Consider the following 12734-nt stretch of genomic DNA (forward strand, 5'->3'; position numbering starts at 1 on the left):
CCAAAACCTGCTAACCACAGTCATATTAAAATCAGTGGTATCGAAAAAGGACGGCAATCATGACGGCGCTACCCGCATCTATCCCTCTGAGCCACTGCCGATTGCTCTATACTACTGAATCGCAGTTGCCAAAAGTTGAGTGCTTACAAGCTCTAGTGAGCAAGCACAAGCTGTCATTAAGTATAAATGTTGAGTTGATAACGACTAAGCTAAACCAAAAAAGCCGAGAACAACTAAGTGCCGACACTACTCAGCCTATTTTATTATTAGATGATAAAAATAAACTGTCATTACTGAGTGGTGGTTTGAGCGTTGCCCCTGAGTGGGACAAGCTACAACGGCGAGTGGTCAGCGCCGGCCGCAAGACAGAGCTACTACTACAGGCCGCAAAAGTTGGTGTTGATAGCCATGTGGTGGATGCTACCGCAGGCTTTGGTCATGACAGCTTAATATTGGCCAGTACTGGCGCGCAGGTCACGATGTTAGAACAGCAGCCCTTAATGGCGTTGCTGTTGCTCGCTGAGCAGCAACGTATGAGTACACAGCCGAATTGGCAAAAGCTGATGGCACGCTTGCATATTATTAACACTGATGCACTCAGTTATTTTGCCTCTTGCCAAAATAGCGTCAGGCTTGATAGCAGCACAGTTGAAACTACCCATGCTTTCGTTAATAAAATAGTTGAGGTGGTGTACTTAGATCCTATGTTTCCAGAAAACAGCTATCAGGACAGTAAAACCGGTAAAGGCGCTAAAGTTGGCAAACATATGCAAGCATTACATTATTTAGCCAGTGCACCGTCTCTAGTGCAAGAACAGCAATTGCTACAAGGTGCGCAGGCGTTGGTCCGTAGCAAGGTGAACGGCAATAGCAATGCTAGTGATGATATCAGTATTAATGGCGATAGTGATAACACTAAACAGCAGGGACGGGTTATCGTCAAGCGTCCACAACACGCGCCATTATTCGCTCATCAACCGCCAGATGATAGCTGGCATAATGCCGCGGTACGTTTTGATGGCTATTTTTCATAACAAGCTCATATGATGTGTTTAGATAACAGCTGTTTTTATAAACGTTTTGAACAACCTTTGGTATAAATGTAGGGCAAAAATATAGGAGTGCGTGATGCTAACAATCATAGTTTGGGCGGTGGGTGCCGGCCTACTGATCATAAATATTATGCTACGTACTCGAATTCTGAGACTCGAAGCGCGTTTAAAACGATTGAGTAGTCCCCAAGAGCATTTAGCCTACTTACGTAAGCAGGCTGCACAAAATAATAAAATAGCAGCGATTAAAGCGTTACGCAAACAGTATCCTGAAGTATCTTTGCTAGAGGCCAATAAATTGTGGCAGCAAAGATAGAGGCGATAAATATAGGATCTGTAAATATAGAGACGATAAAGATAGAGGCTGTAAAATAATGATATCTAAGCGCTCATCGGTGACATTTAAAGAAAAAATCCGCGCCTATATGCAATTGACGCGCTTTGATAAGCCGGTAGGAATTGAGCTGTTGCTATGGCCAACCTTATGGGGTGTATTGCTGGCGGCCATGGGGCAAGCCCAGCAGCAAGGTGTAAGTGCGGGTCTGCCCAGTCTCAAGATATTTGTTCTGTTTGCGCTTGGTGCTATTTTAATGCGGGCAGCAGGGTGCGCGATTAACGATTTTGCCGATCGTAAAGTAGATGGACATGTAACACGTACCAAAGGACGCCCGCTAGCAGATGGTCGTCTTTCCGCTAAAGAAGCTATTGCTACCTTCTTAATACTAGTGTTATTAAGCGCCAGTTTATTACTGTTTTTACCCCTTCAAGTGTTTTATTGGTCTCTTGGCGCGGTGATTCTGGCTTTTATTTATCCCTTTATGAAGCGCTTCACTCATCTACCGCAAGTATTTTTAGCCGCGGCTTTTGGTTGGGCGATACCGATGGCCTATGTGGCCATAACCGGTAGCACTGATATTTGGTGTTGGCTGCTATTTTTAGCCTATATGTGCTGGACAGTAGCTTATGATACCCAATATGCGATGGCGGATCGTGACGATGATTTAAAAATTGGCGTTAAGTCTACAGCAATATTGTTTGGTCGCTTTGATGTGGTGGTTATCTCGGTACTACAAAGCCTGTTTCTATTAATAATGGGCGTGGTGTTATGGCACTATTTTGCGCCAACCAGCTTAGGTATTTCGCCAGTATTCGGTTTGGCACTAGTCGCAATGATGTTTACTAAGCAAAATAATGCTTGTGCTAGCCGTCAAGCGTTAGCCTGTTTTCAAGCATTTATTGCTAATATTTGGGTGGGTCGTTATGTCTTTGCTTTAGTCGCTGCCTCTTGTATTTGGACCAGTTTCAATGGATAAACTTCGCAAGCTGACCAAGCGATCGTCTGTTGAGACAGCAGCAGCAGATGAGCGACAAACAAGCTACCAGCTCAATCTCGCTGAGCAAGGTCTAACACGCGCGCAAGTCATTGCTACCGAGCGCAAGTTAGCAAAGTTTGCGAACGCGATGGATTCAGTGGTTCGTATTCCCTTTACCAAACAAGGGCTGGGTGCAGACGCGGCATTATCGACGATACCGCTGGCAGGTGACTTAGCCGGGTTGGCTTTAACCAGCTATGCTTTTATATTAGGTCGCCAGTTAGGCGTGCCTGCGAGTAAGATGACTCCTGCGGTACGACTGGCACTAATCGATATGGTAGTAGGTATTATCCCAGGAATTGGCACCTTGCTGGATATTTTTATTCGTCCCAGCCGTAAGACGCTCAGCATCGTACATCAGCACATACACGATGAATATGGCATCACCGATACCACTCACATGGATAGACCATTTCTATACCAACAGTTAGAAAACAAGCAGCGTAGCAGTCGCTTTTGGCGTCATCCAATCACTGCCTGGTTCTATCTACACATACCTGATATTTTAGGGGTAATAGTGATTGCGATTATTGGCTGGGGGTTATGGACGGCGATTAGTTGGTTGCTAGCTGCGGTTAGCAAGTTAACAGGTTTTGGTTAAAAGCGCTTAAGGCAGCGGTGTTTGTAAACGCGAACGATTTGGCGATAGCCGGGCTAGCATCGCAGCAGACAACGGCGCAAAATCTCCTGTCATCATATCAGCCAGCGCTTCTGCACAAATAGGGGCAAAGGCGTAGCCTTTAGCGCCCATCGCAGACATCGTCCACAGTCGTTTACTTTGCGATAACTGACCCAATAATGGATGATAATCAGGTGTTTGTGTCCGAACACCCGCACGCCCTTGCCACAAGTGGGTATCAGTTGGAACAATGGCCGCCAATTCAGGGATATCCACGATCAATTTATCATAATTCTGCTGATGTTCGTGGCTACGGACATCCGTATCAATATCATTACGCACAAAGCTTGCACCCAGTAAAAAATACGGTTGTCCTTCTACCACACTATTCAATTCAGCATCACCCGTCTGTGCGACAAATGGCGCGCAGTAACCGCCATATTTGACCGGTAGTTTAGGTAATTTATTACCTTGCTCAGCTGTTGGGGTAAACCAAGACAGTTGACCCCGTATTTTACGACAATCAAAAATACGGCCATCTAATTGGTGGCTTTCATAGGCGGCACAGATGACTAGGCTATCAGCTTGGATAGTGATGGCTTCAGCCTCTCGCAAGTTACTGTGTTCCGCTTCGTTGTGACTACTGACAAATTCATGAGCAGGGGTAGACTTATGACCCATAACAGAAACACGGGTCTCAGTTTCATCGATCCGTGTGACCGCCAATTGCTCAAAGGCGATTGAGGGATGACTGAGTATCACGTCCTTTAGCGCTTGTGGGTTAATCAATCCTGATTGTGGTAAATATAGGTTTTTAGATAAGTCTTGCTGTGCCAATCCTGAGCTTGCTTGCGCTTGGGCATGCGATAAGGTGGTTGCCATATCATCCGGATAGTCTGCAATCTGCTGAGTATCGACATTGGATTTCACTAACAAGTCGAGCGCTCCGGTGGGCTCAAGTATGGGGGCTGTCTTTGCTATCGCAGCCTTATTGTTGAATTGGCGATATAGCCTGCTACTGTAGAGATAGCCTATGGTATGTAGATGGTCATCAACATGATGAATAGGGGTCATCTTTGGTGCGAGTAGGGCGCGCGGGTTGCCTGATGCCCCTGATAGTGGCGCTGACTTGTCTAGTAGCGTTACCTTAATGCCTCGGTTCGCAAGCGACCACGCTGTCATTAAACCTGAGACCCCAGCCCCAATTACCACCGTATGGGTGGGCTGATCTGATGCCCTTTGAACCGCCTTAGATTTGCCAAGGCAGCTAGAACTGGATGAGTTATCCTCATTAGTGCCGCTATCATTACCGGTATCTGGTGCTCCCTTATGAGTCATGACGGCCGTTAGCATTTGCTGCTTACGACCAAAACCAGTTACTTTTTTAACTTCAAAATCACTATTTTGCAATGCATGTTTTACAGTACCAGCAGCGCTGTAAGTGGCCGCAGTAGTACCGGCACGTGATAAGCGTTGAATCTGAGAGAATATCGATTCTGTCCATAATGTGCTGTTGCACGACGGCGCAAAACCATCCAAAAACCAAGCATCGACGTGCGGCTTGTTATGAGCAGTACTATTATAAACAGGATGGTTCAGGACATTACTAGCAGAATTAAGAGGCGGTAAAGCTGCTGGCAATTTTTCCAGACTAGCAGTAGCGTCACCCAGCCAGATATCAACAGTCAAATTATCATTGATAAAGTTCAGCCGATGACAACCTGCAACCAGCGGCGGATACGCTGCCAATAGCTCGTTAATCAGTTCGGCTAGCTCAGGAGCGCGTTGCCCCCATAACCTCAGTACTTGCGTTAAATCGTCATGGCTTAGCGGATACTGCTCAGTGGTAATCATATGCACGCGAGCAGTGGCTAAATGCGGCTGGGTCGCGCGCAGTTGGCGCCAAAGTTGCCATAACGCCAATAAGTTAAGGCCAGTACCAAAGCCTAGCTCAGCGATAGTAAAGCACTGCTGCGGCGCTAAATTTGCCAAGCGCTCTGGTAGCAGATTGCCCTCCAAGAACACATGGCGCGACTCTGCCAAACCGTCAGCATGTGAAAAATACACATCACCAAACTCACCAGATACCGGCACAACATTACCTGTATCGTCAGTTTGCCAGCTGATAGTAGCTGGTGTAATAGCACCAAGTTTACTAATATGAGAATATTCAGTAGTCTGGGTCTGGACCGCTGGCGGGTTGGCAGTATTTAAGGAGGTAGCAGTAGGTTTAGACATAGACAATCACAGCCGATAAATAAATAAACAAGGAATTGTGACTTTACCAGCGTTGACGGCGTACAAAGACTAGCCAAGAGATAAAAATACCGACTAATAAGCTAATCAACACTGTAAAAGCGCCGTACAAAAACAACTGCCCTTTACTTTCATAAACTAAGACATTGGTTTGGGTTTGTAAGTCATTAACTTGTCGCTGTAGTTGCGCATTGCGACTGAGCAGATCTTGATTGGCAGAGGATAGCGCCTTATTTGACGGTTGCATCTGTGCTGCTAACGTATTATTAGCTTGATCGACTACCGTTTGACTGGCTGTAGGTGAGGTTACTGCTGGATCGTTAGCCGTCACGGTCGGTGCTGCCTGTGCTGACATAGCGGCCATTAAGACGACACTAGTAACGCCGCTTTTATAACGACCGTTTTTTAATAATTTCAATGACGATACCAGCTGACTCACGATGGCGCCACCTGACTCGATATTTGGTCTGCTATTTGCTCAGTAGGTGATGGCAGTACTTGTATAAAGGGCTTGATATCCACATGACTGTAAACCCCGTCGCGCAAGTAAGGGTCAGCGCTCGCCCACGCTTGTGCAGCCTCAAGAGAGTCAAAATTTGCAATGACAATACTACCTGACATTTCGGTCATCGCACCTTGATCATGCTCAATAGGTGTTGGACCGGCGATAACCAACCGCTGCTCGCGACTCAATACTTGTAGACGTTCAAGATGTTCAGTGCGTGTGATTTTCCGCTGTGCACCGCTATTGGCAACGTCATAACCAATTATGGCAAATAAAGACATCATATTTCCTTAATAAAAAAGTAGAAATAAACAGTGAACCATCATAGGCAGTAAGAACAATGTACACTAACCCTTATTAATACCAGTATTTAAAAATAGCCGGTACTTTTTACAATATAGTAAATAAGGGTCAGCAGGCTTTCAACACCTAGCTTTAACTCTGCTAAAAAAAGGAAGGAGCAAGCTACCTACTATTACTTGGCTGCTTTGTCAGTCAGAGCCGGGTTTAAATGTTTTTTCAATAACGCAAATTGGACGACAACAAACACTAGCATGATTGGAATCCAGCCGTAGGTTTTGAAATTAATCCATGCCTCGTCCGACATGGTAAATGCCGTGATATAATGCAGTACAGCCATGAATGCAAAGAACAATGCCCAAACGACTGTTAGCTTTTTCCAGCCGCTCATTGATAGGGTAAACACATCTTTCATTGCCATTTGCATGAGCGGCTTATTGATAGCCGCACTAACGAGTAGCGTTAACGCGAAAATACCGTTAATAATCGGCGACTTCCAACGCAAGTAGATGTCATCACGCAATAGCAAGGTGCCGCCACAAAACACAATGGTTAATAACAGTACGACCCATTGTTGCTTATCAAATTTACCTTTTTGACGTATAAAATGGATGGTATAAACGACGATAGTCGCTACCAGCAACGCGCCTGCCGCCGCCAAAATTCCGTTAGTACGGGCAGCAATAAAAAAAGCAATTAAGGGAATAAAGTCTAATAAGGCTTTCATAGCAAGTGGGATGTCCAACAAAAACGTATGGGTTAGTTTACACGTCTACTGCACCAAAAAAAAGCAATCAACATCATAATTGCTTTATATAATAGGCATACCTGCCAAGACCCTATAAATACTTGGCAAGAGCCGATAATAAGCGTTCATGATAAGCAGCTATCATGACGACAATCACTGTTTATCATAAACATTAATTTACAATAAGCCTCAATACTATTTGCCATTGCGATATTTTTTCTTCATTCTATTATCAACACTGGTACCATGCTCAAAAACACAAAGGCCAATCTTATGAAAATCGACTTACATTGCCACAGTAACTGCTCTGATGGTACTTATGCGCCCGCGGAAGTAGTGCAGCGAGCTCATACGGCAGGAGTCAATGTGTTGGCCCTGACCGATCACGATACTTTATTAGGTATTGATGAGGCGAGAGCGACCGCTCAAGCATTTAATATGCAGCTCATTAATGGGGTGGAAATTAGCTGTGAGCACACGCTGAGTGGCGGCTACGGTAAAAATAAATCGACTAATAAAATTATTCATGTGTTGGGTTTAGATTTTACCGACCATGCGCAGATGCACGAAACCTTACAACAATTACAAGAGAGTCGTGCCACTCGTGGTCAACGTATTACCGAAAAGCTTAGCGAATTATTAACGCTCGATTATGACGAGTTGTGGCAAGAAGTCTGTACCAAAGCAGGTAACAACCCACAAGCGGTGGGGCGCGCACATATTGGACAAGTTTTATACGAGCGCGGCTTGGTAAAAACGGTGCAGAAAGCCTTTGATAAGTATTTGGCTGATAATAAGCCGGCTTATGTAGCCATCGATGCGCTAAGTATGGAACGTGGTATTGAGCTGATCCATGCCTGCGGTGGTAAGGCCGTATTGGCACATCCGACCCGATATCAGCTATCAGCAACGCGGGTACGTAAACTGATTGAAGAGTTTGCCCAGCTTGGCGGCGATGCTTGCGAGCTGCCAGCCAATAGCGAGCCGCTCAGCACTCGTAGAATGGTTGATCGCACGATTGCGGAGCATGAATTAGTTACTTCGATAGGCAGTGACTTTCATGGTAGCAATATGCCGTGGCGGCGTATCGGCGATGTACCGACTTTGACCCCTGAACAACAGGGCATTTGGCAGGCTTTTGACCTCAAGTCATAATGTAGAAGCTTTTAAGACTGATTGATAGTTACCATAAAAATGGCCATAGTAAGCACACTAATGACAATTTTGGCCATGAAAGGGGTGATCAGGTACTGCGTGAGGCGGCACAAATGCTATTAGGTGCATTGACAAATCAAGCGATTGTCAGTCGCTATGGTGGCGAAGAATTTTTGATTGTTCTGCCGAATACTGAGCACGATAGTGCCATGGCCATCGCTGAGACATTACGAAAAAATATTGCTCAGCATGTGACACAAGTCGACGATGATATCAGCGTTCAGGTTACCGCAAGTCTTGGGTTATACACCCTAACTTACAATGAGTTAATAAACATTAATCGAGGCTATACACCTACAGCTCATATAGATAGCTCTCAGTTAACCTCACTACAGCGTTATAAAGCACGAAAAAATAAACCAGAGGCTGCCAAGCATCTAGACCGGCAGACCCTGCAATTATTCAGTGATATTTGTCAGTATTTGATCAGTACTGCTGATAAAGCGTTATATAAAGCCAAAGATCGAGGTCGTAACCAGGTCGTGAGCGCCAATGATTTGTTAGCAGAAGGCAGTATTCCTAAGTCGCGCACTTAAGCCATGCTACTTAAGCCACGCTACTTAAGAAATAAAACGTGTCATTGACCGACCATCCAATAGTTTATCTCATAGATGGCATATTTAACTGCTGTACCAAGCTGGCTAAAACACTAGTGGCAAAGCTGCCAGTTGGCAAAGTAAAGCGTAATATTAGGGTCTGCTCATCTGACCATTCCCAAGCCAACGCCTCAATAGCTAAGCGTAATGGCCGGCGTTGCGCCTTAATATCGCGCTGCTCTAGGCCGATAGCTAGTTCAGTTAGCAATAAGCTTTGCTGCACAGTATCATGCTCAAGTGTGGCCGCCTCGCCACTTACCTTATCATTATCGATGCCCCACAACACAGCTGTTGGATGAATATCGCCGTCAGCAAGGCGCGCGCGCAAGGTATCGTCAATCTGCTCGCTGGCAAATATCGATCCTGAACCCGCTAAGTTAAATACCTCACCAGCCATACCTTGGTTCCAACTGTCATCACGTACCCGCACGGCTAAGACCTCATTAAATATCAGGCTGCGAGCGGCGGACAGCGCCATTGCATTTTGCTCGCGTGGTGGGCGCTTGCCTTTACCTTTTTTGCGTGGCGGGCTAGTGTCTTGTAATGGACGAGCAAACAGCGTAAGGGCCTCTCTAATATTATTACCGCCATGGCCAAAGCGCTGCGGGCCAAAATAATTGGGCACGCCGTTCTGACTCATACTTGCTAAATGCTGCTCTGTTGTTTGTTTTACCGATGGCATTTGGTCGACCGCAGGAGTGGCTGTTGCGATACTCTCAGACTGCACGTCACGTAAAGTGATGATAAATTGGTTGGCACGATGCGTACCACGATTGAGTTTCTTATTGTGCCACTGTTGGGTAAGTATCTGCACGCTTTCATCTGTGCCAAGGTCAGTGGGGGTAAAGCTAGTGGTTGGTAATTGTTTCTTCGGCAAGCGTAAGCTAAACCATTGGGTCGTTAGAGCGTGCCGGTCTTTTAGCCCAGAATAACCGACGTCACGTAAAGGAATATCTGCCCATTCTGCTAATAATTTAGCGAGGAATGCGGTGTTCATACCTATCTTTTGCATATGTAGCCATAAATGCTCACCGTCACCGGTAAAAGTGAATGGCAGTATTTCATGAACCACAAAGTCTGCTGCGTGCGCTTTATAAGTCGCTTGTATGATGGGTGGTCGCATCGGCTGTGGCAGCTGTGAGGTATCGGTTATCACTGTCATATCGACGGTTGCGACATCAAATGGTGGTTTATCCGTTACTGGCTGAAGAGTAGCGTTATTAAGGTGATTGTCTTGAAAAGTCATAAGTTATTCATCTGTTATCGTATTTAGATTAAAATTGAAGAAAAGCGTCATTAAAATCGCAATGTTACGTTTAATTACATGGTAGACAGGCAATTAAATACCGTATACACGGTGTACTTGTTACTATTAATAAATGTTATATTTCTAAGGTGGCTCAGTCTACAGCAGTGCAAATTATTGAAACAGATTCTTGAAACAGATTCTTAAAAGTGACTCAGTCCTAATTTATGGCTGGCTGTAGCTTGAGGTAGCAACCCATATTAACGTAGTAACTCACAGTAAAATCATAAGCAGCAATATGTAGCCAATAAAGGTAGCAACCGCAACCGTTAAGGATAACCCATGACCAACTCAACTGGTAATACAGTAACTATTAATAAAGCCGACATTCCAAGTGGTGGTATGAAATCGTACAAGCAAGATGACGATAGTATCATTTTAATTACTCGCGACGACAGTACGTTTCATGCGTTTGATGGTAAATGTCCGCACGCTGGGGCAAATTTAGGCGACGGGCTTCGCTGTGGCAATCGGGTAATTTGTCCGTGGCATCACGCTACTTTTGATAGCCGTGACGGGTCGTTATTAGAGCCGGTAGCGACTGAAGGTCTGACTCAATACGAATTGACTGATAATGGCGAGAGTCTGACGGTCAATACGGCGGCGAAGATAGACCATTCTATCGCTAATGATCAGTTGACAGAGACTCATACTGTCATCGTTGGTGGCGGCGCCGCTGGTTTTATGACCGCACATCATTTGCGTCAGATGGGTTATGGTGGCGACATTACGCTAATTAGCAAAGATAACAAGGCGCCTTATAACCGTCCGCTGTTATCGAAAGCCTTTCTAGCAGGAAATATGCCTGAGGAAAAACTGCTACTCGGTGGTAGCGATTGGGCGCAGAAGAACAATATTGAGTTACGCTTAAATCAAATAGTTAATGAAGTTTTACCCAACGAGCGCACCATTATTCTTGATGACGCTAGTGGTAATGAACAAAAAATAAGCGCAGATTTTCTAGTGGTCGCTACTGGTGCGTCGCCCATGGTTCCTCCTATAAAAGGTGCTGACCTCGATGGGGTTTATACCTTACGTAGTATGGACGATGCCAAAGCGATTAAAGCCGCTAGCCATGATAAACATGTGGTGGTTATTGGTACTGGCTTTATCGGTATGGAGGTTGCGGCAGCTTTAGCACAAGCGGGCACGACGGCATCTATCACAGTAGTCGGCCAAGAAAATCGGGTAATGGGCAATATCATCTCTGAAACAGTCAGCAATGCCTTGATTAAACTGCATGAGGCCAATGGCATTAAATTTGTCTTAGACGCTACAGTGAATGAGATTAGTGGTAATGATGCTACGGTACCAACACAAATTAGCGCCGTTAGCTTGGCAAATGGCGAGCAAATAGCCGCCGATATAGTGATTTTGGGTACTGGGGTGTCACCACGTACGGACCTGTTTAGCGAAGTAAACGATCCGGATGGAGTGCAAGTAGACAGTCATTTACAACTACGTGATGGGGTCTATGCCCTTGGAGATATTGCTAAGGCGTCTGGAAAAATGGGGCGTATGCGTATCGAACATTGGCGCGTTGCTTTACAACATGGACTGGTGGCTACTGCCGCAATCTTAAATGATAGTAATGTGGATTCGCTAGATGAACGTGTACCGTTCTTTTGGACGATGCAGTATGGCAAAAGTCTGCGTTACAGCGGTCATGCAAAAAACTCAGATAATAATATTTTATTGGGCTCGCCAGATACGCTTAATTATATTGAATATTATTTCGATGATGATAACGACAATACACGCGCAAGTGCCGCCAGTACGCTTGGACGTGATAAAGATTTGATCGCCTTTGGCGAGCTATTGCGCCTCGGTCAGGCACCCACCCGTGCACAGATTAACGCAGGCTTTGATATTATTGCCCAAGCGCATGAACTATCGCGTTAGGATAAGACGCTTATAACGATTAGGATAAAGGCTGCCGCTACATCTTGGCAGCCTTTTTAACAAATGAGAATAATATGACTACTAATACTGTGTTTTTACGTCAAGCTAAACCTGCTGATATAAGTGCTCTTAAGCAGTTACTTGACCACTGTTATCGTCAGTCGGAAGGTTGGACCAATGAAGCTGATTTAGTCGCTGGTATTCGTATTACCGACTCCGAGCTCACCCGTGTTATTGCTGATCCTAAGCATTATTTGTTCGTCTATCCAAAGACTGATACGGATAGCCGTGATGGACAAGAGACTGGCGAATTACTTGGCTGCATTGCAGTGGATATGCAAGACAATGCTGATAAAAGCTGTGCCTATATCGGTATGTTTGCGGTTCATCCGGAACGGCAGGGAGGCGGGGTTGGCCATCAAATACTACAGGCAGCGGAAATCTTTGCTGAGCGACATTTGCAAACTCAAGATAAGACTGTTCGACTGACTATGAGTATCTTGAGCCATCGTCCTGAGCTTTTGGCTTATTATGAACGTCGTGGTTACAAGCTTACTGGAGTGACGATGCCGTTTCCAGAGGATGGCAATAATGGCCAGCCAAAACGGCAAGACCTACAACTATTAGAACTAGAAAAATTAGCCACTAGTTAGTAATTAATATTTAGTAGCTTATATTTAGTAATTATTGCTTAGAAGTAATACTTTTAGCCTAACTCCAAAAGTGTTTAAACGTCATAAATAGCCCGATGCTAAGTAATATAAACGCCACTATAACCAAGCGCTTGAACCAGTTAAATGCGGGTAGACGGGTGGCATTATCATCAGATATTAGATAAGCCAGCAGGCACATTAAGCTGGCC

13 protein-coding genes are annotated in these 12734 nt (G+C 45.2%); 8 read left to right on the forward strand and 5 right to left on the reverse strand.

The features are described 5' to 3' along the window. Positions 1–59: 59 nt before the first annotated feature. From H4W00_RS04990 to H4W00_RS05005, 4 genes are all read left to right on the forward strand, one after another. Entirely contained in the window at positions 60–1034 is a 975-nt protein-coding gene (locus H4W00_RS04990; protein ID WP_209956512.1) for a class I SAM-dependent methyltransferase, read from the forward strand. Between the two features lie 94 nt (positions 1035–1128). Further along, the gene (locus tag H4W00_RS04995) at positions 1129–1368 is read left to right on the forward strand and encodes a hypothetical protein (RefSeq protein WP_209956513.1); all 240 of its coding nucleotides are present in this window, start codon (positions 1129–1131) and stop codon (positions 1366–1368) included. 58 nt (positions 1369–1426) lie between these two features. Beyond that, the gene (ubiA, locus tag H4W00_RS05000; protein WP_209956514.1) at positions 1427–2365 is read left to right on the forward strand and encodes a 4-hydroxybenzoate octaprenyltransferase; all 939 of its coding nucleotides are present in this window, start codon (positions 1427–1429) and stop codon (positions 2363–2365) included. Further along, positions 2358–3026 carry a DUF4112 domain-containing protein gene (locus H4W00_RS05005; RefSeq protein WP_209956515.1) on the forward strand — a complete coding sequence of 223 codons (669 nt, stop codon included), beginning with the start codon at positions 2358–2360 and terminating at the stop codon, positions 3024–3026. The genes ubiA and H4W00_RS05005 overlap by 8 nt, the downstream gene beginning before the upstream one ends. A 6-nt stretch (positions 3027–3032) precedes the next feature. Here the strand turns inward: H4W00_RS05005 and mnmC are convergent, their stop codons facing one another. The 4 genes from mnmC to ispZ all read right to left on the reverse strand — a co-directional run bounded on the left by mnmC (position 3033) and on the right by ispZ (position 6832). Further along, positions 3033–5282 carry an FAD-dependent 5-carboxymethylaminomethyl-2-thiouridine(34) oxidoreductase MnmC gene (gene mnmC, locus H4W00_RS05010; protein ID WP_209956516.1) on the reverse strand — a complete coding sequence of 750 codons (2250 nt, stop codon included), beginning with the start codon at positions 5280–5282 and terminating at the stop codon, positions 3033–3035. 43 nt (positions 5283–5325) lie between these two features. Continuing rightward, positions 5326–5739 carry a hypothetical protein gene (locus tag H4W00_RS05015; protein WP_209956517.1) on the reverse strand — a complete coding sequence of 138 codons (414 nt, stop codon included), beginning with the start codon at positions 5737–5739 and terminating at the stop codon, positions 5326–5328. Next, positions 5736–6086 carry a YciI family protein gene (locus tag H4W00_RS05020; protein WP_209956518.1) on the reverse strand — a complete coding sequence of 117 codons (351 nt, stop codon included), beginning with the start codon at positions 6084–6086 and terminating at the stop codon, positions 5736–5738. The genes H4W00_RS05015 and H4W00_RS05020 overlap by 4 nt, the downstream gene beginning before the upstream one ends. A 194-nt stretch (positions 6087–6280) precedes the next feature. Further along, on the reverse strand, positions 6281–6832 hold the full coding sequence (gene ispZ / locus H4W00_RS05025; RefSeq protein WP_209956519.1) for a septation protein IspZ: 552 nt from the start codon (positions 6830–6832) through the stop codon (positions 6281–6283). Between the two features lie 294 nt (positions 6833–7126). Here ispZ and H4W00_RS05030 point away from each other — a divergent pair, with 294 nt between their 5' ends. Then, positions 7127–8008 (forward strand): PHP domain-containing protein, encoded by an 882-nt coding sequence (locus H4W00_RS05030; protein WP_209956520.1) that lies wholly within the window; start codon positions 7127–7129, stop codon positions 8006–8008. Positions 8009–8103: 95 nt separating this feature from the next. Beyond that, a complete protein-coding gene (locus tag H4W00_RS05035) occupies positions 8104–8604 on the forward strand; it encodes a GGDEF domain-containing protein (protein ID WP_442966458.1) in 501 nt (166 codons plus the stop codon). A gap of 64 nt (positions 8605–8668) precedes the next feature. On the opposite strand, the gene truD is transcribed toward H4W00_RS05035, so the two are convergent. Then, a complete protein-coding gene (gene truD, locus H4W00_RS05040) occupies positions 8669–9910 on the reverse strand; it encodes a tRNA pseudouridine(13) synthase TruD (protein ID WP_209956521.1) in 1242 nt (413 codons plus the stop codon). Positions 9911–10252: 342 nt separating this feature from the next. Between truD and H4W00_RS05045 the strand changes: the two genes are divergently transcribed. Together H4W00_RS05045 and H4W00_RS05050 are read left to right on the forward strand one after the other, a co-directional pair. Continuing rightward, positions 10253–11872: an FAD-dependent oxidoreductase gene (locus tag H4W00_RS05045; protein ID WP_209956522.1), complete on the forward strand. Its 1620-nt coding sequence runs from the start codon at positions 10253–10255 to the stop codon at positions 11870–11872. A gap of 74 nt (positions 11873–11946) precedes the next feature. Beyond that, a complete protein-coding gene (locus H4W00_RS05050; protein ID WP_209956523.1) occupies positions 11947–12525 on the forward strand; it encodes a GNAT family N-acetyltransferase in 579 nt (192 codons plus the stop codon). Positions 12526–12734 lie beyond the last annotated feature (209 nt).

It is taken from the genome of Psychrobacter sp. PL19 (assembly GCF_017875835.1).
Lineage (GTDB): Bacteria > Pseudomonadota > Gammaproteobacteria > Pseudomonadales > Moraxellaceae > Psychrobacter.

Excerpts from the sequence above, each read along its gene's own strand:
- H4W00_RS04990 (WP_209956512.1), top strand. The coding sequence starts at position 60 with ATGACGGCGCTACCCGCATCTATCCCTCTGAGCCACTGCCGATTGCTC.
- H4W00_RS04995 (WP_209956513.1), top strand. The coding sequence starts at position 1,129 with ATGCTAACAATCATAGTTTGGGCGGTGGGTGCCGGCCTACTGATCATA.
- ubiA (WP_209956514.1), top strand. The coding sequence starts at position 1,427 with ATGATATCTAAGCGCTCATCGGTGACATTTAAAGAAAAAATCCGCGCC.
- H4W00_RS05005 (WP_209956515.1), top strand. The coding sequence starts at position 2,358 with ATGGATAAACTTCGCAAGCTGACCAAGCGATCGTCTGTTGAGACAGCA.
- mnmC (WP_209956516.1), bottom strand. The coding sequence starts at position 5,282 with ATGTCTAAACCTACTGCTACCTCCTTAAATACTGCCAACCCGCCAGCG.
- H4W00_RS05020 (WP_209956518.1), bottom strand. The coding sequence starts at position 6,086 with ATGTCTTTATTTGCCATAATTGGTTATGACGTTGCCAATAGCGGTGCA.
- ispZ (WP_209956519.1), bottom strand. The coding sequence starts at position 6,832 with ATGAAAGCCTTATTAGACTTTATTCCCTTAATTGCTTTTTTTATTGCT.
- H4W00_RS05030 (WP_209956520.1), top strand. The coding sequence starts at position 7,127 with ATGAAAATCGACTTACATTGCCACAGTAACTGCTCTGATGGTACTTAT.
- truD (WP_209956521.1), bottom strand. The coding sequence starts at position 9,910 with ATGACTTTTCAAGACAATCACCTTAATAACGCTACTCTTCAGCCAGTA.
- H4W00_RS05045 (WP_209956522.1), top strand. The coding sequence starts at position 10,253 with ATGACCAACTCAACTGGTAATACAGTAACTATTAATAAAGCCGACATT.
- H4W00_RS05050 (WP_209956523.1), top strand. The coding sequence starts at position 11,947 with ATGACTACTAATACTGTGTTTTTACGTCAAGCTAAACCTGCTGATATA.